This window comes from Pseudomonas sp. 5.2, assembly GCF_059025405.1.
Genome location: NZ_JBYBHH010000008.1, coordinates 160,073 through 185,001, shown reverse-complemented (window position 1 = coordinate 185,001; position 24,929 = coordinate 160,073). Strand labels below are relative to the sequence as shown.

The window sequence follows — 24,929 nt, the reverse complement described above, 5'->3', positions numbered from 1 at the left end:
GTCGGGTTAAACCTGTGCAATGGTGCAAACAGCAGAGGCTCTGAGGTTTGCACCATTTTTCATTCTCTAGGTCGAGGACCTCATCATGTTGAAAGGCTACGGGGCAGTCATCCTCGACGGGGCGTGGCTGACGCTGCAGCTCGCCCTGTCGTCGATGGCCCTGGCCATCGTGCTCGGCCTGATCGGTGTGGCGCTGCGCTTGTCGCCGGTGCGCTGGCTGGCTTGGCTGGGCGATATGTATGCCACGGTCATCCGTGGTATTCCGGACTTGGTACTGATCCTGCTGATCTTCTACGGCGGGCAAGACATCATCAACCGGGTAGCGCCGCTGCTCGGCTACGAAGACTACATCGACCTGAATCCGCTGGCGGCGGGTATCGGGACCTTGGGCTTCATTTTTGGCGCCTACCTGTCGGAAACCTTCCGCGGCGCCTTCCTCGGCATCCCCAAGGGCCAGGCCGAAGCCGGCGTGGCCTATGGTATGAGCAACCGTCAGGTGTTCTTCCGCATCCAGGTGCCGCAGATGATCCGCCTGGCCATCCCGGGCTTCACCAACAACTGGCTGGTGCTGACCAAGGCCACGGCGCTGATTTCGGTGGTCGGCCTGCAGGACATGATGTTCAAGGCCAAGCAGGCGGCGGACGCTACCCGTGAACCCTTCACCTTCTTCCTGGCGGTGGCGGCCCTGTACCTGGTGCTGACCAGTGTCTCGCTGCTGGCGCTGAAGTATCTTGAAAAACGCTACTCGGTAGGCGTCAAGGTGGTTGAGCTATGATCTTCGACTACAACGTGGTGTGGGAGGCCATGCCGCTGTACTTGGGCGGGTTGCTGACCACCCTGAAGCTGCTGGCGCTGTCGCTGTTGTTCGGTTTGCTCGCGGCGATTCCGTTGGGGCTGATGCGGGTGTCCAAGCAGCCGCTGGTGAACCTCACCGCCTGGTTGTACACCTATGTGATCCGCGGTACGCCGATGCTGGTGCAGTTGTTCCTGATCTACTACGGCCTGGCCCAGTTCGAAGCGGTGCGCGAGAGCATCTTCTGGCCGCTGCTGTCCAGTGCGACCTTCTGCGCTTGCCTGGCCTTTGCCGTCAACACCAGCGCCTACACCGCAGAAATCATCGCCGGCAGCCTCAAGGCCACGCCCCATGGCGAGATCGAAGCGGCCAAGGCCATGGGCATGTCGCGCTTCAAGATGTACCGCCGCATCCTGCTGCCCTCGGCCTTGCGCCGGGCATTGCCGCAGTACAGCAACGAAGTGATCATGATGCTGCAGACCACCAGCCTGGCGTCGATCGTCACCCTGATCGACATCACGGGTGCGGCGCGCACGGTCAATGCCCAGTACTACCTGCCTTTCGAGGCCTACATCACGGCGGGCGTGTTCTACCTGTGCCTGACCTTCATCCTGGTGCGCCTGTTCAAGATGGCCGAACGCCGCTGGCTCGGCTACCTGGCGCCGCGCAAGCACTGACCGCTTTGTGAGAATCGACAGCATGTACAAACTCGAAGTCCAAGACCTGCACAAGCGCTATGGCAGCCATGAAGTGCTCAAGGGCGTGTCCCTGGCGGCCAAGGCAGGCGATGTGATCAGCATCATCGGCTCCAGCGGTTCGGGCAAGTCAACCTTCCTGCGCTGCATCAACCTGCTGGAGCAGCCCCACGCCGGCAAGATCCTGCTCAATAACGAAGAGCTGAAACTGGTTGCCGGCAAGGATGGCGCGCTCAAGGCGGCCGACGCGCGCCAGTTGCAGCGCATGCGCTCGCGCCTGTCGATGGTGTTCCAGCATTTCAACCTGTGGTCGCACATGACCGCGTTGGAGAACGTCATCGAAGCCCCCGTGCACGTGCTCGGGGTGAGCAAGAAAGAGGCCCTGGAAAAGGCCGAGTACTACCTGGCCAAGGTGGGTGTGGCCCACCGCAAGGATGCCTTCCCGGGGCACATGTCCGGTGGTGAGCAGCAGCGCGTGGCGATTGCCCGTGCCCTGGCCGTCGAGCCTGAGGTGATGCTGTTCGACGAGCCGACCTCGGCCCTGGACCCCGAGCTGGTGGGCGATGTGCTCAAGGTCATGCAGGCGCTGGCCCAGGAAGGCCGGACCATGGTGGTGGTGACCCACGAGATGGGCTTTGCCCGCGAGGTGTCGAACCAGTTGGTGTTCCTGCACAAGGGCCTGGTCGAAGAGACCGGCTGCCCGCGCGAGGTGCTGGCCAACCCGCAATCGGAGCGGCTCAAGCAGTTCCTCTCCGGCAGCCTCAAGTAAAGTAGGCTGCATCTTTGCACCAGAATAGGGCATGCTGCGCAGCGAGCGCAGCCTGACCCTGTGCCACTGACGTGAACGCCCCCCAAGGTTTCGGACCGCACCCTATGACCACCCAGCGAATCGGTTTTCTCATCTGGCCCAGCACCAAGCCCTTGACCCTGGCGCTGGCCGAGGAAGTGTTGCAGGTGGCCCAGCGGGTGCATCCGGATGTGGTCTACGACTTGGCGTTTCTGCAGGCCGAGCCGGCGGTGGAGGGCGCCTGGCGCCTGCCGGGCGAGCCGTGGAATGGCCGCCTCGAAGGGTGCCAGAAGCTCTTGTTGCTGGCCGACGAGCCGCCGCAGGCCGTGGGTTCGGTGCTCTCGACTGCACTCAAGCAACTGGCGCGCAGTGGTTGCATGATCGGTGGCTTGTCTGCCGGTGTGTATCCGCTGGCGCAGCTTGGCCTGCTCGACGGTTACCGCGCGGCGGTGCACTGGCGCTGGCAGGATGATTTTGCCGAGCGCTTCCCCAAGGTCATCGCTACCAGCCACCTGTTCGACTGGGACCGTGACCGCCTGACTGCCTGTGGTGGCATGGCGGTGACCGACCTGTTGCTGGCCGTGCTGGCGCGTGATCATGGCGCGGAGCTGGCGGGTGCGGTGTCCGAGGAGCTGGTGGTCGAGCGCATTCGCGAGGGCGGCGAGCGTCAGCGCATTCCGTTGCAAAACCGCTTGGGCTCCAGCCACCCCAAACTGACCCAGGCTGTGCTGCTGATGGAAGCCAACATCGAAGAGCCGCTGACCACCGACGAGATCGCCCAGCATGTGTGCGTGTCGCGTCGGCAGTTGGAGCGGATCTTCAAGCAGTACCTGAACCGCGTGCCCAGCCAGTATTACCTCGAGTTGCGGCTGAACAAGGCGCGGCAGATGCTGATGCAGACCAGCAAGTCGATCATCCAGATCGGCTTGTCGTGCGGGTTCTCTTCGGGGCCGCATTTTTCCAGTGCCTACCGCAATTTCTTTGGCGCGACGCCGCGGGAAGATCGCAACCAGCGGCGTAACAGCAGCCCGTTCGAGTTGAGCTCGGCGCCGGCTGAAAAGGGCTGAGATTTTGGTTGGGTTCGGGCGAATGCCTTGGGGGTGAGGGTGGCGCCGAAATCGAGCGCCGCCCGCGCGGCGCTTCGCAGCACAAGGCTGCTCCCACATCTGTTTCGGGCCAATGAGTCCTGAGGCAGAGGCGCGCGGCCCTTTGGCGTCCACCTCGATATCGTGCGGAACAAACAAGGCGGTCGCGCGCGTAGGTACAGGCGTAACTGGCCCGAAACAGATGTAGGAGCAGCCTTGTGCTGCGAAGCGCCGCGCGGGCGGCGCTCGATTTCCGCGCCACCGCCACATCTTCGCCCTACACCCGCGCCGCCCCCCCGCCCAATTCCGTGTGAACACCCGTTCACCCAGCCACCCACTCCCGTTACACTGCGCGATTGCGACAGTGTTTGTCGCATTGCCGAAAGCCTGGGTAAAACTGGGTTTTGCGCTGTAACAAGTTGTCGCTTGGCCGCAAGGACAGGCGCTGATCAGTCCTTACAATCCCCCCATCGCTCGCCACTTCCAGGCCAGCGTTCCTCTTCAGGAGACTCAGATGTCCGTTGAGCAAGCCCCGGTGCAACGTGCCGATTTCGACCAGGTCATGGTTCCCAACTATTCGCCGGCGGCCTTCATTCCTGTCCGAGGCGAGGGTTCCCGGGTTTGGGACCAGTCGGGTCGCGAGCTGATCGACTTTGCTGGCGGTATCGCCGTCAATGCCCTGGGTCACTGCCATCCGGCACTGGTCAAGGCGCTGACCGAGCAGGCCAACACCCTCTGGCACGTGTCCAACGTCTTCACCAACGAACCGGCCCTGCGCCTGGCGCACAAGCTGGTAGACGCGACCTTTGCCGACCGTGCCTTCTTCTGTAACTCCGGCGCCGAGGCCAACGAGGCCGCCTTCAAGCTGGCCCGTCGCGTGGCCCATGACCGCTTCGGCCCTGAAAAGCACGAAATCATCGCCACCGTGAACAGCTTCCACGGGCGTACCCTGTTCACCGTCAGCGTCGGTGGCCAGCCGAAGTACTCCGATGGCTTCGGGCCGAAGATCACCGGCATCAGCCATGTGCCGTACAACGACCTGGAAGCACTGAAAGCACAGATTTCCGACAAGACCTGCGCCGTGGTAATCGAACCGATCCAGGGCGAAAGTGGTGTGGTACCGGCCGACAAGGCGTACCTGGAAGGCGCACGCAAGCTGTGCGATGAGCACAATGCCCTGCTGATCTTCGACGAAGTGCAGACCGGCGTTGGCCGTACCGGTTCGCTGTACGCTTACCAGCACTACGGTGTAACCCCGGATATCCTGACCAGTGCCAAAAGCCTGGGTGGCGGCTTCCCAATCGGCGCCATGCTGACCACCACCGAGCTGGCCAAACACCTGGCCGTCGGCACCCACGGCACCACCTATGGCGGTAACCCGCTGGGTTGCGCCGTCGCCTGCGCCGTCCTGGACGTGATCAACACCCCTGAAACCTTGGCCGGCATCAAGGCCAAGCACACGCGTTTCAAAACCCGCCTGGAGCAGATCGGCCAGCAGTACGGCCTGTTCTCCCAGGTGCGTGGCGTCGGCCTGCTGATCGGTTGCGTGCTGACCGACGCCTGGCAGGGCAAGGCCAAGGACGTGCTCAACGCCGCCGAGAAAGAAGGTGTGATGGTGCTGCAGGCCGGCCCGGACGTGGTGCGTTTCGCGCCTAGCCTGGTGGTTGAAGACGCCGACATCGATGAAGGCCTGGACCGCTTCGAGCGCGCCGTGGCCAAACTGACCCAAGGCTGATTCGCCTGCGGTCCCTTCGCCGGCCCTTAGCGGGCCGGCGATAGCTGAATTCCAGTGCGGGCGCGTGCTTGCCGTTTCAATCACGCGCCCGCCGTTTTTTCGTGCCGTCACGAACGGCCCGCTTTACCAAAGGAGTGACACCATGCTGGTGATGCGCCCCGCGCAAATGGCTGACCTGAACGAAGTGCAGCGCATGGCTGCCGACAGCCCCATTGGTGTCACCTCGCTGCCGGACGATACTGCCCGTCTGGGCGACAAGATCGCCGCGTCGGAAACCTCCTTCGCCGCCGAGGTCAGCTTCAATGGCGAAGAAAGCTACTTCTTCGTGCTCGAAGACAGCGACACCGGCAAGCTTGCCGGCTGCTCGGCCATCGTCGCCTCGGCCGGTTACTCCGAGCCGTTCTACAGTTTCCGTAACGAGACCTTCGTGCACGCCTCGCGCGAGCTGAAGATCCACAACAAGATCCACGTTCTCTCGCTGTGCCACGACCTGACTGGCAACAGCTTGCTGACCAGCTTCTACGTGCTGCCCGAATTGGTCGGCAGCGGCTGGGCCGAGCTCAACTCGCGTGGCCGCCTGCTGTTCATGGCCTCGCACCCGGAGCGTTTTGCCGATTCGGTGGTGACCGAGATCGTGGGCTACAGCGACGATCAGGGCGAGTCGCCCTTCTGGGATGCCATAGGCCGCAACTTCTTCGACCTCAACTACGCCCATGCCGAGCGCCTGTGCGGGCTGAAGAGCCGTACCTTCCTGGCCGAACTGATGCCCCACTACCCGATCTACGTGCCGCTGCTGCCCGACGAAGCCCAGGAGGCCATGGGCCAAGTGCATCCGCGGGCGCAGATCACCTTCGACATCCTGATGCGTGAAGGCTTTGAGACCGAGCACTACATCGACATCTTCGACGGCGGGCCGACCTTGCACGCACGGGCTTCGGGCATCCGCTCGATTGCCCAGAGCCGTGTAGTACCGGTCAAGCTGGAGGAGGCCCCGGCCAAGGGGGGGCGCCCGTACCTGGTGTGCAACGGCCAGTTGCAGGACTACCGCGCGGTGTTGCTGGAACTCGACTGGGTGCCCGGCAAGCCGGTCAGCCTGGGGCGCGACGCAGCCGAGGCCCTGGGGGTCGGTGAGGGTGCAAGCGTGCGGCTGGTTGCCGTCTAAGGCGTGAGCCTGCGCAGGCAGCTCGAAACAGCAAGCTCGAAACGAAGCGTTTCGCGGTGGCAGAGGTCGCCGCTCAAGGAGATAGCATGATCGTTCGTCCCGTACGCAGCAGCGATTTACCCGCGCTGATCGAATTGGCTCGCAGCACCGGTACCACCGGGCTGACCACGCTGCCAGCCAATGAAGAGCGCCTTGGGCATCGCGTGGGCTGGGCCGAGAAGAGCTTCCGTGGCGAAGCCGAGCGGGGCGATACCGACTACCTGTTCGTGCTGGAAAACGACGAGGGCCTGGTGGTGGGCATCAGTGCAATCGCCGGGGCCGTCGGCCTGCGTGAGCCTTGGTACAACTACCGGGTCGGGCTCACCGTCAGCGCCTCGCAGGAGCTGAACATCTACCGCGAGATCCCCACCCTGTTCCTGGCCAACGACCTGACCGGCAACTCCGAGCTGTGCTCGTTGTTTTTGCGCAGTGACTACCGTTCCGGCCTCAATGGCCGCTTGCTGTCGCGGGCGCGGATGTTGTTCATCGCCGAGTTCCCGGAGCTGTTCGGCAAGAAGATCATTGCCGAGATGCGCGGCATGTCCGACGAGCAGGGTCGCTCGCCGTTCTGGGAAAGCCTGGGCCGGCACTTCTTCAAGATGGAGTTCAGCCAGGCCGACTACCTGACCGGGGTGGGCAACAAGTCGTTCATCGCCGAGCTGATGCCCAAGTTCCCGCTGTACACCTGCTTCCTCTCCGAAACCGCGCGCAACGTGATCGGGCGTGTGCACACCGACACCGAGCCTGCGCTGGCCATGCTCAAGCAGGAAGGTTTCAGCTACCAGGGCTATGTCGACATCTTCGACGCAGGCCCCGCCATCGAGTGCGAGACCGCGAAGATTCGTGCCGTGCGCGAAAGCCAGACCCTGGTGCTGGCGGTCGGTACCCCGGGCGATGACGCCACCCCTTACATCATCCACAACCGCAAACGCGACGACTGCCGCATCACGGCCGCGCCTGCACGCCTGGCGGCTGGCACCCTGGTGGTCGACCCGCTGACCGCCAAGCGCCTGCGCATGGGGGCTGGCGACAACGTGCGTGCCGTGCCGCTGTCGGCAAGCCGGGAGGCCCAGTAAATGACCACGCATTACATTGCCGGCCACTGGCAGGCCGGCCAGGGAGCACCCCTGCAATCGCTCAATCCCGTGACCCAGGCCGTTGTCTGGGACGGGCAGGGCGCCGACGCCAGCCAGGTTGACGCTGCCGTGAAGGCTGCGCGCCAGACCTTTCCGGCCTGGGCACAGTTGAGCCTGGAGGCACGTATCGATGTGCTGGAAAAGTTTGCCGAACAGCTGAAGCAGCATGCTGAAGCGCTGGCGCATTGCATCGGCGAAGAAACCGGCAAGCCGCTGTGGGAATCGGCGACCGAAGTCACCAGCATGATCAACAAGGTGGCGATTTCGGTACAGAGCTACCGCGAGCGCACCGGTGAAAAAAGCGGCCCACTGGCCGATGCCACGGCCGTGCTGCGGCACAAGCCCCACGGTGTGGTGGCGGTGTTCGGGCCCTACAACTTCCCCGGCCACTTGCCCAATGGGCACATTGTGCCGGCACTGCTGGCGGGTAACTGCGTGGTCTTCAAGCCCAGCGAGCTGACGCCCAAGGTGGCCGAACTGACGGTCAACTGCTGGATCGCCGCCGGCTTGCCTGCCGGAGTGCTCAACCTGGTCCAGGGCGCGCGCGAAACAGGCGTGGCGCTGGCGGCCAACCCGGGTATCGACGGATTGTTCTTCACCGGCTCCAGCCGCACTGGCAACCTGTTGCACCAGCAGTTCGCCGGGCGCCCGGACAAGATCCTCGCGCTGGAGATGGGCGGCAACAACCCGTTGCTGGTGGACGAGGTCAAGGACCTGGACGCTGCGGTGTACACCATCATCCAGTCGGCCTTCATTTCTGCTGGCCAGCGCTGCACCTGTGCACGACGCCTGCTGGTGCCGCAAGGGGCGTGGGGCGATTCGTTGATCACGCGGCTGGTCGAGGTGTGTAAAAGCATCACCGTTGGCGCTTTCGACCAGCAGCCAGCGCCGTTCATGGGTTCGGTGATTTCGCTGCAGGCAGCGCAGGCGCTGATCGCAGCCCAGGCCGAGCTGGTGGGCAAGGGCGCCGTGAAGTTGCTGGAAATGACCCAGCCCGAGGCTGATGCCGCGTTGCTGACACCGGGCATTCTCGATGTCAGCGCCGTTGCCGACCGCCCGGACGAAGAGTTCTTCGGCCCGTTGCTGCAGGTGATTCGCTACGCCGATTTCGAGGCCGCCATCGATGAGGCCAACAACACCCAGTACGGCCTGGCCGCCGGGCTGCTGTCCGACTCCCGCGCCCGTTACCAGTACTTCTGGCTGCGCAGCCGGGCGGGCATCGTCAACTGGAACAAACAGTTGACCGGCGCCGCCAGCAGCGCGCCGTTCGGGGGTGTCGGCAACAGCGGCAACCACCGCGCCAGCGCCTATTACGCGGCCGACTACTGCGCTTACCCCGTGGCTTCGCTGGAGACCGCCAGCCTCGCCTTGCCGGCAACCTTGACGCCGGGCGTCACCCTATAACAAACGGTCTCGGAGCCTAGCCGATGAAATCCTATGAAGTGAATTTTGATGGCCTGGTGGGGCCTACCCACAACTATGGCGGCTTGTCTTACGGCAATGTGGCTTCGCAAAGCAACAGCCAGCAGGCGTCCAACCCGCGTGAAGCGGCGCGCCAGGGCCTGGCAAAAATGAAGGCCTTGGCCGACATGGGCTTCAAGCAGGGCGTGCTGGCCCCGCAGGAGCGCCCGGACGTGGCTGCGCTGCGCCGCCTGGGCTTCACTGGCAGCGATGCCGAAGTGATCCAGCGCGCCGCCAAGGAGGCCATGCCGTTGCTGGTGGCCAGCTGCTCGGCCTCAAGCATGTGGGTGGCCAACGCTGCCACGGTCAGCCCCAGTGCCGACACCGCCGATGGCCGCGTGCATTTCACTGCTGCCAACCTCAACTGCAAATACCACCGCAGCATCGAGCACCCGACCACCAGCCGTGTGCTGGGGGCGATGTTCGCCGATGCCAAGCACTTCGCCCACCACGAGGCATTGCCGGCGGTGGCGCAGTTCGGTGACGAGGGCGCGGCCAACCACACTCGCTTCTGCCGCAGCTATGGTGAGGCGGGCGTCGAATTCTTCGTCTACGGCCGAAGCGCCTTCGACAGCCGCTACCCTGCGCCGCAGAAGTACCCGGCGCGGCAAACCCTGGAGGCGTCCCAGGCCGTGGTGCGGCTGCACGGCCTGCGCGATGACGGCGTGGTCTACGCTCAACAGAACCCGGCAGTGATCGACCAGGGCGTGTTCCACAACGACGTGATTTCGGTGGGCAACGGCGAGGTGCTGTTCTACCACGAGGACGCCTTCCTCGAGACCGATGCGGTGCTTGGCCAGCTGCAAGCTAAACTGGCCAACAAGGGTGGCAACTTCCAGGCCATCCGTGTGCCGCGTGCGGCGGTGGCAGTAGACGACGCCGTGCGTTCGTACCTGTTCAACAGCCAGCTGCTCAGCCGTGACGACGGCTCCATGCTGCTGGTAGTGCCGGAAGAGTGCCGCAGTAACGAGCGCGTCTGGGCCTACCTGGAACAACTGACCCAGCAGGGCGGCCCGGTCAAAGAGGTCAAAGTGTTCGACCTCAAGCAGAGCATGCAGAACGGCGGAGGCCCTGCTTGCCTGCGTCTGCGCGTGGCATTGAAGGAATCGGAACTGGCGGCGGTGAATCCAGGCGTTATCATGACCGCGCCGCTGTACGACACCCTGCTGCAATGGGTCGACAAGCATTACCGCGATCGCCTTGGCGAAGCGGAGCTGGCCGATCCGCAACTGCTGGTCGAATGCCGTACGGCACTGGATGAGTTGACCCAGATTCTGAAATTGGGTTCGGTCTATCCGTTCCAACGCCAACCTTGAAGAGAGACTAAGTAATGACCGATGCCCTGCGCCTGATCCTCGAAGACGAAGACGGCACCCAGCTGGAAACCTCCTGCACCCGTTTTGCTGTGGTCTGGCAAGGCAAGGAAGTGTGGATTCAGCAGGACGGCCGCGGCCAGTTGCTGATTGGCGTGGATGTCGATGAAAACGACACCGAGTATGCCAACCTGCTGCTGCGCCCGATGGCTACCAACCTGGTCAGCCTGCAGCTGGAAATGGAGCTGGCTGAAGCCGCTGATGGCGACGATCACGTCCATGGCCCTGATTGCGGCCACCACCACTAAGGAAGTGCCTATGCTCGCCCTCGGCAAATTGCTTGAGCTGACCTTGACCGATCACGAACCGGCCGAGAAGACCCAAGTTACACCCAAGGGCGTGCGTTTGCGCTGGCTGGGGGAGGGCGCCCTTGAGGTGCGCCCACCCGAGCATGAGGACAGTGGGCTTGACCTGCTGCTGTCGGCCGGTATCCATGGTAACGAAACGGCGCCGATCGAGTTGCTCGAGCGCCTGTTGCATGGCGTGGCCAATGGCAAGATCAAGCCGCGTTCGCGGGTGTTGTTCCTGTTCGGCAACCCGGCGGCCATCCGCAAGGGCGAGCGCTTCGTCGAGCAGGACATCAACCGCCTGTTCAATGGTCGCCACGAGCTGTCCAGTGGTTTCGAGGCGCTGCGCGCCGCCGAGCTTGAACAGTTTGCCCGGGTGTTCTTCAGCAAGCCGGGCCGCCCCCGCCTGCATTACGACCTGCATACCGCCATCCGTGGCTCGAAGATCGAGCAGTTTGCCCTGTACCCCTACAAGGAAGGGCGCAAGCATTCCCGCCGGGAGCTGGCGCGCCTGGCCGCAGCGGGTATGGAGGCCGTGCTGTTGCAGAGCAAGTCGTCCATTACCTTCAGCGCCTTCACTTACGAGCAGCTCGACGCCGAGGCGTTCACCCTGGAGCTTGGCAAGGCGCGGCCGTTCGGGCAGAACGAGCAGGTCAACCTCGACAAGCTGGAAGAGCGCCTGATCCAGATCATCGAAGGCACCGAGCCTGAGACTGACGACTCGCTGGAGGGCTTGAAACTGTTCAGCGTCGCCCGCGAGATCATCAAGCACAGTGACAACTTCCACCTGCACTTGCCGGCGGATATCGAAAACTTCTCCGAGTTGAGCAAGGGTTACCTGCTGGCCGAAGACCTGGCCGAAACGCGCTGGGTGGTCGAGGAGGAGGGCGCGCGGATCATCTTCCCCAACCCCAAGGTAAAAAACGGGCTGCGCGCGGGAATTCTGGTAGTACCGGATTCGGGCCAGCGCCTAGGCTGAATACCCTCCTTGTAGGAGCAGCCTTGTGCTGCGAAGCGGCCAGTGCAAGCAGCGAGCATTCATTGTGCTTGCACTGGCCGCTTCGCAGCACAAGGCTGCGCCTACCGGAAGTGCAGGATTATTGGATCCTGTTTCACCATGAAAACCTTTTAATTCACCGTCTATTCCATTTTCCCTTCCCTTCGGCCGTAATGGGCTTGCCAGTGGCGAAAGGCTGCAATTAGCATCCGATCATGTCATTTTCGTTTGCAACCGCCTGAAAACCGTCTATTCGACGTTTTCCATCGCATAAACACACTGCACCGAGTTTGCAGGACCGATATAATGCGGCCCTTTGCCGTCGTTTCGTCGACGCGTTTGCCCACCAGGGCCGCCGTTTCCGTGGAAGAACCTATGAAAAGCGCAGAAATCCGTGAAGCCTTCCTTCGCTTCTTCGAAGAGCAGGGACACACCCGAGTTGCCTCCAGCTCCCTGATCCCGGGCAATGACCCGACCCTGCTGTTTACCAACGCCGGCATGAACCAGTTCAAGGACTGCTTCCTCGGCCAGGAAAAGCGCGCCTACACCCGCGCCGTCAGCAGCCAGAAATGCGTACGCGCCGGTGGCAAGCACAACGACCTGGAAAACGTCGGCTACACCGCGCGTCACCATACGTTCTTCGAGATGCTGGGCAACTTCAGCTTCGGCGACTATTTCAAGCGCGACGCGATCACCTACGCCTGGACCTTCCTGACCTCGGACAAGTGGCTGAACCTGCCGAAGGAAAAGCTCTGGGTCACCGTCTACGCCACCGATGACGAAGCGTACGACATCTGGACCAAGGAAATCGGCGTGCCGGCCGAGCGCATGGTGCGCATCGGTGACAACAAAGGCGCCCCGTACGCGTCCGACAACTTCTGGACCATGGGCGATACCGGCCCGTGCGGCCCTTGCACCGAGATCTTCTACGACCACGGCGCCGACATCTGGGGCGGCCCACCCGGCTCGCCGGAAGAAGACGGCGACCGCTACATCGAGATCTGGAACAACGTCTTCATGCAGTTCAACCGCACCGCCGATGGCGTCCTGCACCCGCTGCCTGCCCCCTCGGTAGACACCGGCATGGGCCTGGAGCGTGTCAGTGCGGTACTGCAGCATGTTCACTCGAACTACGAGATCGACCTGTTCCAGAACCTGCTCAGCGCCGCGGCCAAGGCCATCGGTTGCAGCAATGACAGCCAGGCGTCGCTGAAAGTGGTCGCCGACCATATCCGTTCGTGCGGCTTCCTGATCGCAGACGGCGTGCTGCCGTCCAACGAAGGCCGTGGCTACGTGCTGCGCCGCATCATTCGCCGCGCTTGCCGCCACGGCAACAAGCTGGGCGCCAAGGGCAGCTTCTTCTACCAGATCGTTGCCGCACTGGTGGCCGAGATGGGCGAAGCCTTCCCAGAGCTGAAGAGCCAGCAGGCGCATATCGAGCGCGTGCTCAAGGCTGAAGAAGAGCAATTCGCCAAGACCCTGGAGCAAGGCCTGCGCATCCTCGAGCAGGACCTGGCGCAACTGCAGGGTGACGTGGTGCCGGGTGACGTGGTGTTCAAGCTGTACGACACCTACGGCTTCCCCATGGACCTGACCGCCGACATCGCCCGCGAGCGCGAGCTGACCATCGACGAAGCCGGTTTTGAGCGTGAAATGGACGCTCAGCGTGAGCGTGCGCGCTCTGCCAGCGCCTTCGGCATGGACTACAACAGCCTGGTCAAGGTCGACACCGCCACGGACTTCCTGGGCTACACCACCACCGAAGGCCAGGCCAAGGTCATTGCTCTGTACAAGGACGGCCAGGCCGTCGAGCAGTTGGGCGAAGGCGAGCAGGGCGTGGTGATCCTCGACCGCACGCCGTTCTACGCCGAGTCCGGCGGCCAGGTGGGTGACAGCGGCTTCCTGCAGGCCGGCGCCGTGCGCTTTGACGTGCGCGACACCACCAAGACCGGCGGTGCCTTCCTGCACCACGGTGTGGTTGCCAGCGGTGCATTGAGCGTGGGTGCCGAGGTCGAGGCCAAGGTCGACGCCGACGTGCAGCACGCCACCTCGCTGAACCACTCGGCCACTCACCTGCTGCACGAAGCGCTGCGCCAGGTGCTGGGCGATCACGTACAGCAGAAGGGCTCGCTGGTCGACAGCCAGCGCCTGCGTTTCGACTTCAGCCACTTCGAGGCGGTCAAGCCAGAGCAGATCAAGGCGCTGGAAGACATCGTCAACCGTGAAGTGCGCCGCAACACCGAAGTGCTGACCGAGGTGACCGACATCGAGACCGCCAAGCGCAAAGGCGCCATGGCCTTGTTCGGCGAGAAGTACGGCGATACCGTGCGCGTGCTGAGCATGGGTGGCGACTTCTCGGTGGAGCTGTGCGGGGGTATCCATGCCAAGCGCACTGGCGATATCAGCCTGTTCAAGATCATCAGCGAAGGCGGCGTGGCCTCTGGGGTACGTCGTATCGAAGCGGTTACCGGCGCGGCTGCGCTGGCCTACCTGAACGCTGCCGAAGAGCAGGTGAAGGAAGCCGCGCAACTGGTCAAGGGTAACCGTGACAACCTGATCGACAAGCTGTCGGCGGTGCTCGAGCGCAACCGTCAGCTGGAGAAGCAGCTGGAACAGCTGCAGGCCAAGGCCGCCAGCGCCGCCGGGGATGACCTCTCCAACGCGGCCGTTGAGGTCAAGGGTGCCAAGGTGCTTGCCGCTCGCCTGGATGGGCAAGATGGCAAGGCCTTGCTGGCCCTGGTCGATCAGCTGAAGAACAAGCTCGGCCACGCAGTGATCCTGCTGGGCAGTGAGCATGAGGGCAAGGTCGTGCTGGTGGCCGGCGTGACCAAGGACCTCTCCAGCCAACTCAAGGCTGGCGATCTGATGAAACAAGCCGCTGCGGCAGTGGGTGGCAAGGGCGGTGGCCGTCCGGACATGGCCCAGGGTGGCGGCGTCGACGTCGCTGCGCTGGACCAGGCCCTGGCGCTGGCCGTGCCGTTCGCAGAGCAGGGACTTTGAGATGAGGGGGCCGGCGGTCTAGTCGCCGGCTCCTTCATGTTGGATTGTTTTTTGGGGCCCTGTATGGGCTGAGGCACCATTGAAATGGCGTTGATCGTACAGAAATTTGGCGGCACCTCTGTCGGTTCCATCGAGCGGATCGAGCAGGTAGCCGAAAAGGTCAAGAAACACCGTGAGGCGGGCGACGACCTGGTGGTCGTGCTGTCGGCCATGAGCGGTGAAACCAATCGCCTGATCGATCTGGCCAAGCAGATCACCGATCAGCCGGTTCCGCGTGAACTGGATGTGATCGTGTCGACCGGTGAGCAGGTCACTATTGCCCTGCTGACCATGGCCTTGATCAAGCGTGGTGTGCCAGCGGTGTCCTACACCGGTAACCAGGTGCGCATTCTGACCGACAGCTCGCACAACAAAGCCCGCATCCTGCAGATCGACGACCAGAAGATTCGCGCCGACCTCAAGGAAGGGCGTGTGGTCGTGGTTGCAGGTTTCCAGGGGGTCGACGAGCACGGCAGCATCACCACCCTCGGCCGTGGCGGCTCCGACACCACCGGCGTAGCCCTGGCGGCGGCGCTCAAGGCTGACGAGTGCCAGATCTACACCGACGTCGATGGCGTCTACACCACTGACCCGCGCGTGGTGCCGCAGGCACAGCGCCTGGAGAAGATCACCTTCGAAGAGATGCTGGAAATGGCCAGCCTCGGTTCCAAGGTGCTGCAGATCCGTTCGGTGGAGTTCGCCGGCAAGTACAACGTCCCGCTGCGCGTGCTGCACAGCTTCAAGGAGGGTCCGGGTACCCTCATTACCATTGATGAAGAGGAATCCATGGAACAGCCGATCATTTCCGGTATCGCCTTCAACCGTGATGAAGCCAAGCTGACCATTCGCGGCGTGCCGGACACCCCGGGCGTGGCCTTCAAGATCCTCGGCCCGATCAGCGCCTCGAACATCGAGGTCGACATGATCGTGCAGAACGTGGCGCACGATAACACCACCGACTTCACCTTCACCGTACACCGCAACGAGTACGAGAAGGCGCAGAACGTGCTGGAAAACACCGCCCGCGAAATCGGTGCCCGTGAAGTGATCGGCGACACCAAGATCGCCAAGGTCTCGATCGTTGGCGTTGGCATGCGCTCCCACGCAGGTGTTGCCAGCCGCATGTTCGAAGCCCTGGCCAAGGAGAGCATCAACATCCAGATGATCTCCACCTCCGAGATCAAGGTGTCGGTCGTGATCGAAGAGAAGTACCTGGAGCTGGCCGTACGCGCGCTGCACACCGCGTTCGAACTGGACGCTCCTGCCCGACAGGGCGAGTAAGGCGCTGCCTGGAAGGGCGCGGCTTGCCGCGCCCTTCGCGTTTCTGCTCGCCACGCACGCGCTGCTGCGGGGTGGGCAACCAGGGCTGGGTCGTCGTCCGCGACCAGGCCCCGATACCAAAGACTGTTATCCCTGAATGTTTTGCGTAAGGAGAAAGCTATGTTGATTCTGACTCGCCGGTGCGCCGAGAGCCTGATCATTGGAGACGGCGAGATCACCGTGACGGTGCTTGGCGTCAAAGGCAACCAGGTGCGTATTGGCGTCAGCGCCCCGAAAGAAGTGGCTGTGCACCGCGAGGAAATCTACCTGCGGATCAAGAAAGAGAAGGACGAGGAGCCAAGCCTTTAATTCTTTTGAAGTTTTTTTCAAAAAAAGGGTTGCAAAGGTGAAAGAGGTTCTTTAATATTCGCCTCGTGTTGCGGTGAGGTGGCCGAGTGGCCGAAGGCGCTCCCCTGCTAAGGGAGTATACCTCATAAGGGTATCGGGGGTTCGAATCCCCCCTTCACCGCCATTATTCGCTTAGGCCGCTGTAAACAGTAAGAACGCTAAGTAGTTGAAATTAAACGAAAAAAGTTCTTGCAAAAATGTTTCAGCGACCTATAATGCGCGGCAAGACACGGACTCATAGCTCAGCTGGATAGAGTACTCGGCTACGAACCGAGCGGTCGCAGGTTCGAATCCTGCTGAGTCCGCCACTTTTGAAGTGGCTTTGCTTACAAGGCTACTTCAAACAACCAGTGGTAATCTGGTCTAAAACTACCAACCACGGACTCATAGCTCAGCTGGATAGAGTACTCGGCTACGAACCGAGCGGTCGCAGGTTCGAATCCTGCTGAGTCCGCCACTTTTGAAGTGGCTCTGCTTGCAAAGACGCTTCAACAAGCCAGTGGTAACCTGGCCTAAAAATACCGACCACGGACTCATAGCTCAGCTGGATAGAGTACTCGGCTACGAACCGAGCGGTCGCAGGTTCGAATCCTGCTGAGTCCGCCATACAATCAAGAAGCCCGCTCAAATGAGCGGGCTTTTTGTTTTCTCCCGTTCACTGTTTCTCAGTGATGCCCGCTAGACTGCACATAAACCGGCCCGATAATCTTTTGCGCGGCATCTGTGTTTTTTCTTTTGCTTGCGCCGTCGCACAGATAGCTTCGAGCGTTGTCCTAGCTTTATCTCGCAAACGATTGTTCTGGCCAAAAATTTAAGCGATCTGACAGCTTAGGCAGTGTATGATTGCGCCCGTCAGCCCCGCCGGGGCTTGTGGAATACCACCATGGACTTACCCAGTAGTTACTCCCTAACAAGATTCATACAGAAAGATCTGACCGATTGATTCCCCCGGCGTGCTCCGCTGCTGGGAGTGGAGTTCGCCTATGACTGAAGTAGAAGTAAAGAAAGCGCAAGAGAGCCTGCAGGATCGCCTGGCTCAGGTGGTTGAACTGCTGCAGCGCCAGCGCGTCGTCGAAGACCTCACCCACCGCCAGGAGGGTGCTCATCACGACCTGGTCGAAAACCTCGTCCACCGCCAGAACCTCGTTGAGCTGCAGCGCAAGCTCGATGACCTGCACCCCGCCGACGTCGCCTACATCCTCGAAGCATTGCCCCTGGAAGACCGCCTGACGGTCTGGCAGCTGGTGCGCTCGGACCGCGACGGCGACATCCTGCTTGAAGTATCCGATTCGGTTCGCCAATCGCTGATCGCCGACATGGACGATCACGAGCTGCTCGCCGCTGCCAAGGAAATGGACGCCGACGAACTGGCCGACCTGGCACCCGAGCTGCCGCGCGACGTCGTTCACGAGTTGATGGAAACCCTCGATGCCCAGCAACGCGAGCGTGTGCGTTCGGCGCTGAGCTACGACGAGGAGCAGGTCGGTGCGTTGATGGACTTCGAGATGGTCACCATCCGCGAAGACGTCAGCCTCGAAGTCGTATTGCGCTACCTGCGCCGCCTGAAAGAGCTGCCTAACCACACCGACAAACTGTTCGTGGTCGACTATGACGGCATTCTCAAGGGCGTGCTGCCCATCAAGCGCCTGCTGGTCAACGACCCGGACAAGAAGGTGGCAGAGGTCATGGCGACCGACCCTGTGTCCTTCCACCCCGAGGAAGATGCCTACGACGCGGCTCAAGCCTTCGAACGTTACGACCTGGTATCCGCCCCGGTGGTGGACAAGAGCGATCGCCTGATCGGCCGTCTGACCATTGACGAAATGGTCGACCTGATCCGTGAGGAGAGCGAAAGCGAAGTGCTGAACATGGCCGGCCTGCGCGAAGAAGAAGACATCTTCGCCTCGGTCTGGCGTTCGCTGCGCAACCGCTGGGCGTGGCTGGCCATCAACCTGATTACTGCATTCCTGGCTTCGCGGGTGATCGGCCTGTTCGAGGGTTCGATCGAGAAGCTGGTGGCACTGGCCGCCTTGATGCCGATCGTGGCGGGTATCGGTGGTAACTCCGGCAACCAGACCATCACCATGATCGTGCGTGCGATGGCGCTGGACCAGGTGTCGCCGGGCAATACCAGCCGCCTGATGCGCAAGGAGCTGGCCGTATCGTTGCTCAACGGCTTGATCTGGGGTGGCGTGATCGGTGCGGTGGCGTTCTGGCTGTATGGCAGTTGGTCGTTGGGCCTGGTGATGACCGCGGCTATGACCTTGAACCTGCTGTTGGCAGCGTTGATGGGGGTGTTGATCCCGATGACCCTGACACGCCTGGGGCGCGATCCGGCGATGGGCTCCAGCGTGATGATCACGGCGGTGACCGACAGCGGCGGGTTCTTCATCTTCCTGGGCTTGGCGACGCTGTTCCTGCTCTAATTCGTGGGGGCCAGCCCATGGCCTGTAGGAGCAGCCTTGTGCTGCGAAGAGGCCCTGATAGCAGCCAACATTCATGGTGTTGTCACTGGCCTCTTCGCAGCGCAAGGCTGCTCCTACAGGCGATTGTTGATGATGTGACGAACAATAAAAAAGCCAGCTTACGCTGGCTTTTTTGTGTTCGCTGGCAACCTTCAGGAAGCGTCGGCGGCCATTTCTACATCGTGAGCGATGAGGGCGACCAGAGCGTTCTGCTGGCGGTGGGACAGTTGGCGGAAGCGTTGCAGCAACTCGCGCTCATGCAGGGACAGTTCAGGGCTGTCCAGGCGCATGCTCAGCTCGTCACCCAACGCGCCTTCCTGGATAAGGCTCTGTTCCAGGCGCGCGATGATCTCGGAGTTCATGCTGCGGTGATGGTTGCGCGCTACCTCGGCAATGCGCTCACGCATCCCATCTGGCAGGCGGACGACAAACTTGTCAGCGGTGCGGCTGGAGTAAATAGCCTGTTTCATTGGGCGCATATAAATTGACCGGATTTACTGGTTCAGGGGACGCGGTTCTCAAATTGGCCGCACGGGGTGGAAATACGACCGTGGCGACAACAAAATGTTCAACCCTCGTGGAAAATTGGATGCTCATCTTGCCTCATGGTCGCCGTTTCCTTGGCGTCAATTCTGTGACAAATAGTGAGCCCGGTAAAGGCTTTCTGCCAGTACCAATTATCAGAAATGAGCACTGGTTTGAAAAGTTTTACATGCTCCGACTTGTCCCGCCGTCAGTCTTCTGCCGTCAAAAACTGGTAAAACGCAGCAAAAGGCCAAGAAAACTCCTAGAATGCGCGGGTTTCCTTCCATAGAGCATAGTGGCTATGCAACATGACGCAAGCGCACGGCGATCAGCGACAGGCCGCCTGATATTTCTGATAGGACCGTCGGGTTCAGGGAAAGATTCCCTGATCGATGCCGCGCGCGAGCAACTCACTGCTGCCGGGGTAAAAATTGCTCGCCGCATCATCACGCGCTCGGCCGAAGCCAAGGGCGAAGCAGCCCAAGGCGTCACTGCCCAACAGTTCGAAGCGATGCGTGCGCAGGGTGCCTTTGCCATGCATTGGCAAGCCAATGGGCTGAACTACGGGATCGCGCAGCACGTTGATCAATGGCTGGAAGCGGGCAGCGCGGTGCTGGTGAACGGCTCTCGTGCCTATCTGGCTGAAGCGCGGCGGCGGTACCCGGATCTTCTGGCAGTGCTCATTGATGTGAAGCCCCAGGTATTGCGCCAGCGCTTGCTGGCCAGAGGCAGGGAAACCCCGGACGAGATCGAACAGCGGTTGGCGCGTAATGCGGGGCTGCAAGCCTTCGATGACCCTGCTGTGCATGTGCTGGACAATTCCACTACGCTCGAGGCAGCGGTTACCGGGTTGTTCAAACTGCTTCATGATGAAGGCGTGATTCCGTACCTGGACTAACCAGCCACGGAACCGCAGAAAAGGATTACGTGAAAAAGGCCTGTTGCAGCATGACAAACGGCAGCATGCTGGTTAACATGCTGGCCGTCCAACCGTGCAGTGTTCACTGCCCGGTTCTTGCGTCTCAGTAGCTCAATTGGATAGAGCATCCCCCTCCTAAGGGGAAGGTTGCAGGTTCAATTCCTGCCTGGGACGCCATTCTTCAAAACGATCCCACACCTTCATCGCCCTCCGACGCTTTTGTCGGCAGACGTGCGCGCGCTTTGCCTACAGCCCCCAGTGCTTCAATGCCCACAGCGCGCCCATGCCCACGCCCAGCGTCAACAGCGTGCTGCGCGTACGCCAGGCCACTAGGCCCGCCAGTATCGCGGCGGGAATTTGCGGGTTCATCCAGTCGAAGTCGGCGTGCCGGTCAGGGAACACCACGGCCGGCAGCACCAGTGCAGCCAGCACGCTGGCTGGCACATAGGCCAACGCGCGGCGAAACAGCGGCGGGATGCGCAGCACGGTGTAGAACTCGATGAACGACAACCGGACCGCGAAGGTGCCCAGGCCGATCAGCAGGAAGGTAATCCACTGGCTCATTTCGCTCATCATGCGTCCTGCTCGATGTGTTCATCCGCCACGGGCTGTACGGGTTTTGTTTTCTGCAGGTTCTCGAGGGTCAAGCCGGCGATGATCCCACCCAATGCACCCGCCAACAGGCCCAGGTTATAAGGCAGGTCGACCGCCAGCACCGCGAGCAGCCCGCCGGTCAGCGCGGCGCCGAGCGTCGCCCGGTTACGGATGCTGGGGATCAGCAGCGCCAGGAACGACAAAGGGATGGCAAAGCCCAGCGACCAGTCTTCGGGGATACCCGCGCCCAGGTACATGCCGGCAAGCACCGAAAGGTTCCAGCCAAACCACATGGTAATCGCCGTGCCAGCGTAGTAGTGAAAGGCGAAGCGCCCGAGCTCGCCTGAAGACATCTTCAATGAGCACAAGGCAAAGGATTGGTCGGAAAGCAGGTAGGCCATCGGCCATTTGTGGCGCCGTGGCAGGTGGCTCAGGTGCGGGGCGAGGCTGGCGCTGTACATCAGGAAGCGAAGGTTGATCACCAGCGCCGTGACTACCATCGTCACCGGCAGGGCGCCGCTTTGCATCAATTGCATCACTACCATCTGCGCGGAGCCTGAATAGAACAGCAGCGTCATGCCGATGGCATCGGCGGGCGACAGGCCCATGCCGATGGCGGTGACCCCCGTGATCAAACCAAAGGGTACGACCCCGGAGGTCAATGGCAGGACGCTGTGGGCGCCCTGTCTGAACGCTTGGGTCGCGCTGGGGTACGGCATTTGAATTCCTTGACGGTGTACGGGAGGGGATGCTCGCTCCCAAGGTAATGCGCGTGAAAGTTGCCCGCAATGGCTGCGTGTTCAAGGTGTCGCCCCCTGCCAGAGGAAGGGGGCATTGCTCAGCGATGGATCAGCGCGGTCAGTCTATGTTGTTGGCCGCGGACCAATCGGCGTACCAGGTGCGGAACAACGCGTACTGCTGTTCGGCATAGCGGCGTTGGGCGTCGCTCAATGCATCGCTTTCGTTGAAGTGCAGGGCGTATTCCTGGTCGCCATTGAGCACCATCAGGTGCTTGTAGTACAGGACCAGGTCGCAGCCTTCATCGAACGACGACAGCACGGCCAGGGCCGCTTCCAGCTCGCCGGCCAGCCGGCGAGCTTTTGCATCGCCTTTGGCTGCGCGTTTGGCCAGCGCGACCAGGTGCAGCACTTCGCGCGGCAGGGCATTGCCGATGCCGGTGATGGCGCCGGTGGCATTGCAGTTGACGAAACCGTGCACCACCTGGGTATCGACGCCCACCATCAAGGTCACGTCGTCATCTTTGGAGGTGATGAATTCTGCGGCATAGCGCAGGTCGGCACCGCCGCCGAATTCCTTGAAGCCGATCAGGTTCGGGTGTTCGCGGCGCAGGTCGAAAAACAGGTCGGCGCGGGTCGCGAAACCATAGTACGGGCTGTTGTAGATCACCGCCGGCAGCTGAGGGGCAGCGTCGAGAATGGCCTTGAAGTGGGCCTTTTGGGCTACCGCCGAGGCGCCGCGGGACAGCACGCGGGGGATCACCATCAAGCCCTGGGCGCCGACTTTGGCGGCATGGGCGGCATGGGCCACGGCTTCGCGGGAATTGACCGCGCCGGTGCCAACGATGGTCGGGATGCCGGCGGCGACCAGGCGGGCCACGCCTTCCTGGCGCTCGGCCTCGGTCAGCAGCGGCCAGTCGCCCATGGAGCCGCAATACACCACGGCGCTCATGCCGGCGTCTATCAGCTCGCGGCCTTTGCGTACCAGTGCGTCGAAGTCCGGTTTGCGGTCCGGGGTGCAAGGGGTCATCAGTGCGGGGATGGTGCCGGTGAAGATGTTGCTCATGGTCATTACCTCGAGAGTTGTCGTTCTTGTTGGTCGGTCAGCGCTTGGCAGTGCGCGCCACGGACTCTTCGTCCACCGCCCGCAGTGATTTGCCGCGTGTCTCCCTGGCACCGGCGACGGCAATGATCGAGATCACGGCGGAGGCCACCAGGTACCAGGCGATCGGTGTGGAGCTGTTGTATTCCTTGAGCAGGGTCACCGCGATCAGCGGGGCCAGCGAGCCGGCGAGGATTGGCGCGACCTGGTAGCACAGCGACAGGGCGGTGTAGCGCACATGGGTGGGGAACAGCTCGGCCATCAGGGCGGAGTAGGGCGCGTAGGTCATCGACTCGATGGCCAGCCCCAGGGTGATGGCGGCCATGATCAGCCAGTTGTTGCCGGTGTCCATCATCGGGAAGCCGATGAACCCCCAGAACGCGGTGAGCACGGCGCCGATCAGGTACACAGGCTTGCGCCCGATGATGTCCGAGAGGTAGCCCATGAACGGGATCATGAAGAAGTGCAGCAGGTGAGCGCCAAACATCAACAGCAGGATCTGCGACGTGTCCTTGTGCACCACCAGTTTGAGGTAGGTGATGGAGAAGGTGACGACGATGTAGTACAGAATGTTTTCGGCAAACCGCGCACCAATGCCGATCAGCACCTCGCGCCAGTATTTGGTGACCACCTCGACCACGCCCAGCTGCTGGCTTTCCATCAACTGCTGGCGGGCCTGGGCTTCTTTGAAGATGGGCGCATCGTCGACCCGGGTACGGATCCAGTAGCCAATCAGCACGACCACCGCCGAGAACCAGAACGCAACGCGCCAACCCCAGTCCAGGAACTGCGCTTCGGTCAGGTTGGTGGAGAGCAGCAGGAGGATGACCGTGGCAATCAGGTTGCCTGCTGGCACGCCGGCTTGCGGCCAGCTGGCCCAGAAGCCGCGGCGGTTATCCGGGCTGTGTTCGGACACCAGCAATACCGCGCCGCCCCATTCACCGCCAAAGGCAAAGCCCTGGATCAACCTCAGTACCACCAGCAAGATGGGGGCGGCGTAACCGATGCGTTCGAAGGTGGGCAAGCAGCCCATCAGGAAGGTGGTCACCCCGACGACGATCAGGCTGATCTGTAGCAAGTGCTTGCGGCCGACCTTGTCGCCGTAGTGGCCAAACACCAAGCCGCCGATGGGGCGTGCGAGAAAGCCCACGGCGTAAAGGGCGAAAGCCGCGATGATGCCGTCCATCGCACTGCCGGTCTGGCGGAAGAACAGCTGGCCGAACACCAAGGCCGATGCTGTGCCATAGAGAAAGAACTCGTACCACTCGGCAACAGCGCCCGCCATCGCGGCTGCCACCACACGTTTGATGCCCGCAGGCGCCTTGTCTGCTGTGTTCACGGCATTCACTGATGCCGCCGTTGAGGGTGTGGCCATCGTTTTGCACTCCGATACGTATTATTGGAAGAAGGAGTAGGCAGTTCGGCATCGATTGGGTGCCGTGCATTCCTTATATGGTATTTCGTATACGATATCTAGATAAGCAAAAACGAAGCCAAACAGGCCGGTCTCGGCATGGCGTGTAGGAGCAGCTTTGTGCTGCGAAGAGGCCGGTGCTGTCGGCGGAGATTTACGGGGCTATTACGGGCCTCTTCGCAGCACAAGGCTGCTCCTACAAAGGGCGCGCGGTGGGTGAGTGAGTTAGTTATGGGGCAGGTGATCGTAAAGGCTTTGGCACACACCATTGATGTGCGCTTCGATCAGCCGAGCGGCCAGCTCCACATCCCGCGCACGGCAGGCGGCGACGATATCGCGATGCTCGTGATCGGCCCGGTCCTTGCCCGCCGACAAACTCATCTGCATACGCAAATACCGTTCGACCTTGTCATGGATGGAGCGAATCAGGCCGATCAGGTAGGGGCGTTTCGCAGGCTCGTACAAACAAGCGTGCAACGCCCAGTTGAGGTCGGCCCAACGGCCGATGTCATCCTCGCCGATGAACTCTGCGCAGATGGCTTCGGCACGGGCAAAATGCTCTTCGGTCATGTTGGGGACCGCCAGGCGGATCGCCTTCACTTCCAGTAGCACCCTTACCTCGAACATCTGCGCCAGTTCCGGCTCCGAGATGCGCGTGACCAACGCGCCACGGTTGCGATGAAAGTCCACCAGGCCTTCCGCCTCAAGGCGTTTCAAGGCTTCACGCACGGGAATCTTGCTGACATTGAAGGCTTGCGCCACTTCGTCCTGGCGCACGGGTTCGCCTTCGGCGAGCTGGCCTGAAATGATCGCCTCACGCAGGTGCTTGGCGATGATTTCGGACATTGAAGGGGTCGCCCCCAGGTTGGTGGCTTTGAACGACGGCAGCGGCACAGGATTTTCCAGCAGGTGGGCT

22 protein-coding genes and 5 tRNA genes are annotated in these 24,929 nt (G+C 61.9%); 21 read left to right on the top strand and 6 right to left on the bottom strand.

Annotation, left to right across the window (positions count from 1 at the left end):
- Positions 1-85 precede the first annotated feature (85 nt).
- The 19 genes from AC5PZ0_RS14745 (at position 86) to mgtE (ending at position 18,683) form a co-directional block, all read left to right on the top strand.
- Positions 86-775, top strand: a complete 690-nt coding sequence (locus tag AC5PZ0_RS14745) for an ABC transporter permease (RefSeq protein WP_027593088.1) — start codon at positions 86-88, stop codon at positions 773-775.
- On the top strand, positions 772-1,470 hold the full coding sequence (locus AC5PZ0_RS14740) for an ABC transporter permease (protein ID WP_027593087.1): 699 nt from the start codon (positions 772-774) through the stop codon (positions 1,468-1,470). Before AC5PZ0_RS14745 ends, AC5PZ0_RS14740 begins: the two co-directional genes overlap by 4 nt.
- A gap of 22 nt (positions 1,471-1,492) precedes the next feature.
- Positions 1,493-2,257 (top strand): arginine/ornithine transport ATP-binding protein AotP, encoded by a 765-nt coding sequence (gene aotP / locus AC5PZ0_RS14735; protein ID WP_027593086.1) that lies wholly within the window; start codon positions 1,493-1,495, stop codon positions 2,255-2,257.
- Positions 2,258-2,361: 104 nt separating this feature from the next.
- Positions 2,362-3,342: a transcriptional regulator ArgR gene (gene argR, locus AC5PZ0_RS14730; RefSeq protein ID WP_027593085.1), complete on the top strand. Its 981-nt coding sequence runs from the start codon at positions 2,362-2,364 to the stop codon at positions 3,340-3,342.
- A 532-nt stretch (positions 3,343-3,874) separates the two neighbouring features.
- A complete protein-coding gene (locus AC5PZ0_RS14725; protein ID WP_027593084.1) occupies positions 3,875-5,095 on the top strand; it encodes an aspartate aminotransferase family protein in 1,221 nt (406 codons plus the stop codon).
- A gap of 142 nt (positions 5,096-5,237) precedes the next feature.
- A complete protein-coding gene (aruF, locus tag AC5PZ0_RS14720) occupies positions 5,238-6,257 on the top strand; it encodes an arginine/ornithine succinyltransferase subunit alpha (RefSeq protein WP_027593083.1) in 1,020 nt (339 codons plus the stop codon).
- An 86-nt stretch (positions 6,258-6,343) separates the two neighbouring features.
- Entirely contained in the window at positions 6,344-7,372 is a 1,029-nt protein-coding gene (astA, locus tag AC5PZ0_RS14715) for an arginine N-succinyltransferase (protein ID WP_493855250.1), read from the top strand.
- Complete coding sequence (astD, locus tag AC5PZ0_RS14710; RefSeq protein WP_238215455.1) at positions 7,373-8,836, top strand: succinylglutamate-semialdehyde dehydrogenase; 1,464 nt, start codon at positions 7,373-7,375, stop codon at positions 8,834-8,836. It begins immediately after the preceding gene.
- A 23-nt stretch (positions 8,837-8,859) separates the two neighbouring features.
- Positions 8,860-10,209 carry an N-succinylarginine dihydrolase gene (gene astB, locus AC5PZ0_RS14705; RefSeq protein ID WP_274885209.1) on the top strand — a complete coding sequence of 450 codons (1,350 nt, stop codon included), beginning with the start codon at positions 8,860-8,862 and terminating at the stop codon, positions 10,207-10,209.
- A 14-nt stretch (positions 10,210-10,223) separates the two neighbouring features.
- Entirely contained in the window at positions 10,224-10,514 is a 291-nt protein-coding gene (locus tag AC5PZ0_RS14700) for a hypothetical protein (protein WP_027593079.1), read from the top strand.
- 10 nt (positions 10,515-10,524) lie between these two features.
- Positions 10,525-11,532, top strand: coding sequence for a succinylglutamate desuccinylase (gene astE / locus AC5PZ0_RS14695; protein ID WP_493855274.1), 1,008 nt, complete (start codon positions 10,525-10,527; stop codon positions 11,530-11,532).
- A 393-nt stretch (positions 11,533-11,925) separates the two neighbouring features.
- Positions 11,926-14,550, top strand: a complete 2,625-nt coding sequence (alaS, locus tag AC5PZ0_RS14690) for an alanine--tRNA ligase (RefSeq protein WP_085272489.1) — start codon at positions 11,926-11,928, stop codon at positions 14,548-14,550.
- An 84-nt stretch (positions 14,551-14,634) separates the two neighbouring features.
- The gene (locus AC5PZ0_RS14685; RefSeq protein WP_027593076.1) at positions 14,635-15,870 is read left to right on the top strand and encodes an aspartate kinase; all 1,236 of its coding nucleotides are present in this window, start codon (positions 14,635-14,637) and stop codon (positions 15,868-15,870) included.
- Positions 15,871-16,029: 159 nt separating this feature from the next.
- Positions 16,030-16,218 (top strand): carbon storage regulator CsrA, encoded by a 189-nt coding sequence (csrA, locus tag AC5PZ0_RS14680; RefSeq protein ID WP_003254503.1) that lies wholly within the window; start codon positions 16,030-16,032, stop codon positions 16,216-16,218.
- A gap of 72 nt (positions 16,219-16,290) precedes the next feature.
- Positions 16,291-16,381: transfer RNA gene (locus tag AC5PZ0_RS14675), tRNA-Ser, on the top strand.
- Positions 16,382-16,488: 107 nt separating this feature from the next.
- Positions 16,489-16,565: transfer RNA gene (locus AC5PZ0_RS14670), tRNA-Arg, on the top strand.
- Between the two features lie 72 nt (positions 16,566-16,637).
- Positions 16,638-16,714: transfer RNA gene (locus AC5PZ0_RS14665), tRNA-Arg, on the top strand.
- 72 nt (positions 16,715-16,786) lie between these two features.
- Positions 16,787-16,863 (top strand) — tRNA-Arg (locus AC5PZ0_RS14660).
- A 377-nt stretch (positions 16,864-17,240) separates the two neighbouring features.
- Entirely contained in the window at positions 17,241-18,683 is a 1,443-nt protein-coding gene (gene mgtE, locus AC5PZ0_RS14655) for a magnesium transporter (protein ID WP_027593075.1), read from the top strand.
- Positions 18,684-18,874: 191 nt separating this feature from the next.
- Here mgtE and AC5PZ0_RS14650 read toward each other — a convergent pair whose 3' ends face one another.
- Positions 18,875-19,201 (bottom strand): Arc family DNA-binding protein, encoded by a 327-nt coding sequence (locus AC5PZ0_RS14650; protein ID WP_003254499.1) that lies wholly within the window; start codon positions 19,199-19,201, stop codon positions 18,875-18,877.
- Between the two features lie 347 nt (positions 19,202-19,548).
- On the opposite strand from AC5PZ0_RS14650, the gene phnN reads away from it, so the two are divergent.
- Both phnN and AC5PZ0_RS14640 read left to right on the top strand, forming a co-directional pair.
- On the top strand, positions 19,549-20,145 hold the full coding sequence (gene phnN, locus AC5PZ0_RS14645) for a phosphonate metabolism protein/1,5-bisphosphokinase (PRPP-forming) PhnN (protein WP_274885231.1): 597 nt from the start codon (positions 19,549-19,551) through the stop codon (positions 20,143-20,145).
- Positions 20,146-20,266: 121 nt separating this feature from the next.
- Positions 20,267-20,343, top strand: a tRNA-Arg gene (locus tag AC5PZ0_RS14640).
- 69 nt (positions 20,344-20,412) lie between these two features.
- Here the strand turns inward: AC5PZ0_RS14640 and AC5PZ0_RS14635 are convergent.
- From AC5PZ0_RS14635 to AC5PZ0_RS14615, 5 genes are all read right to left on the bottom strand, one after another.
- On the bottom strand, positions 20,413-20,739 hold the full coding sequence (locus AC5PZ0_RS14635) for an AzlD domain-containing protein (protein ID WP_099430121.1): 327 nt from the start codon (positions 20,737-20,739) through the stop codon (positions 20,413-20,415).
- On the bottom strand, positions 20,739-21,479 hold the full coding sequence (locus AC5PZ0_RS14630; RefSeq protein WP_027593073.1) for an AzlC family ABC transporter permease: 741 nt from the start codon (positions 21,477-21,479) through the stop codon (positions 20,739-20,741). Before AC5PZ0_RS14630 ends, AC5PZ0_RS14635 begins: the two co-directional genes overlap by 1 nt.
- 139 nt (positions 21,480-21,618) lie before the next feature.
- Entirely contained in the window at positions 21,619-22,563 is a 945-nt protein-coding gene (locus AC5PZ0_RS14625; protein WP_420876197.1) for a dihydrodipicolinate synthase family protein, read from the bottom strand.
- A gap of 37 nt (positions 22,564-22,600) precedes the next feature.
- Positions 22,601-23,974 carry a fosfomycin efflux MFS transporter AbaF gene (gene abaF / locus AC5PZ0_RS14620; RefSeq protein WP_099430119.1) on the bottom strand — a complete coding sequence of 458 codons (1,374 nt, stop codon included), beginning with the start codon at positions 23,972-23,974 and terminating at the stop codon, positions 22,601-22,603.
- Between the two features lie 264 nt (positions 23,975-24,238).
- Complete coding sequence (locus AC5PZ0_RS14615; RefSeq protein ID WP_274885234.1) at positions 24,239-24,859, bottom strand: GntR family transcriptional regulator; 621 nt, start codon at positions 24,857-24,859, stop codon at positions 24,239-24,241.
- Positions 24,860-24,929 lie beyond the last annotated feature (70 nt).

Coding starts and splice junctions, on each gene's coding strand:
- AC5PZ0_RS14650 (WP_003254499.1), bottom strand. CDS start 19,201: ATGCGCCCAATGAAACAGGCTATTTACTCCAGCCGCACCGCTGACAAG.
- abaF (WP_099430119.1), bottom strand. CDS start 23,974: ATGGCCACACCCTCAACGGCGGCATCAGTGAATGCCGTGAACACAGCA.
- AC5PZ0_RS14615 (WP_274885234.1), bottom strand. CDS start 24,859: ATGTCCGAAATCATCGCCAAGCACCTGCGTGAGGCGATCATTTCAGGC.
- AC5PZ0_RS14625 (WP_420876197.1), bottom strand. CDS start 22,563: ATGAGCAACATCTTCACCGGCACCATCCCCGCACTGATGACCCCTTGC.
- aotP (WP_027593086.1), top strand. CDS start 1,493: ATGTACAAACTCGAAGTCCAAGACCTGCACAAGCGCTATGGCAGCCAT.
- AC5PZ0_RS14700 (WP_027593079.1), top strand. CDS start 10,224: ATGACCGATGCCCTGCGCCTGATCCTCGAAGACGAAGACGGCACCCAG.
- AC5PZ0_RS14745 (WP_027593088.1), top strand. CDS start 86: ATGTTGAAAGGCTACGGGGCAGTCATCCTCGACGGGGCGTGGCTGACG.
- astE (WP_493855274.1), top strand. CDS start 10,525: ATGCTCGCCCTCGGCAAATTGCTTGAGCTGACCTTGACCGATCACGAA.
- AC5PZ0_RS14630 (WP_027593073.1), bottom strand. CDS start 21,479: ATGCCGTACCCCAGCGCGACCCAAGCGTTCAGACAGGGCGCCCACAGC.
- AC5PZ0_RS14725 (WP_027593084.1), top strand. CDS start 3,875: ATGTCCGTTGAGCAAGCCCCGGTGCAACGTGCCGATTTCGACCAGGTC.
- alaS (WP_085272489.1), top strand. CDS start 11,926: ATGAAAAGCGCAGAAATCCGTGAAGCCTTCCTTCGCTTCTTCGAAGAG.
- astA (WP_493855250.1), top strand. CDS start 6,344: ATGATCGTTCGTCCCGTACGCAGCAGCGATTTACCCGCGCTGATCGAA.
- csrA (WP_003254503.1), top strand. CDS start 16,030: ATGTTGATTCTGACTCGCCGGTGCGCCGAGAGCCTGATCATTGGAGAC.
- argR (WP_027593085.1), top strand. CDS start 2,362: ATGACCACCCAGCGAATCGGTTTTCTCATCTGGCCCAGCACCAAGCCC.
- aruF (WP_027593083.1), top strand. CDS start 5,238: ATGCTGGTGATGCGCCCCGCGCAAATGGCTGACCTGAACGAAGTGCAG.
- AC5PZ0_RS14740 (WP_027593087.1), top strand. CDS start 772: ATGATCTTCGACTACAACGTGGTGTGGGAGGCCATGCCGCTGTACTTG.
- mgtE (WP_027593075.1), top strand. CDS start 17,241: ATGACTGAAGTAGAAGTAAAGAAAGCGCAAGAGAGCCTGCAGGATCGC.
- astD (WP_238215455.1), top strand. CDS start 7,373: ATGACCACGCATTACATTGCCGGCCACTGGCAGGCCGGCCAGGGAGCA.
- AC5PZ0_RS14685 (WP_027593076.1), top strand. CDS start 14,635: ATGGCGTTGATCGTACAGAAATTTGGCGGCACCTCTGTCGGTTCCATC.
- phnN (WP_274885231.1), top strand. CDS start 19,549: ATGCAACATGACGCAAGCGCACGGCGATCAGCGACAGGCCGCCTGATA.
- astB (WP_274885209.1), top strand. CDS start 8,860: ATGAAATCCTATGAAGTGAATTTTGATGGCCTGGTGGGGCCTACCCAC.
- AC5PZ0_RS14635 (WP_099430121.1), bottom strand. CDS start 20,739: ATGAGCGAAATGAGCCAGTGGATTACCTTCCTGCTGATCGGCCTGGGC.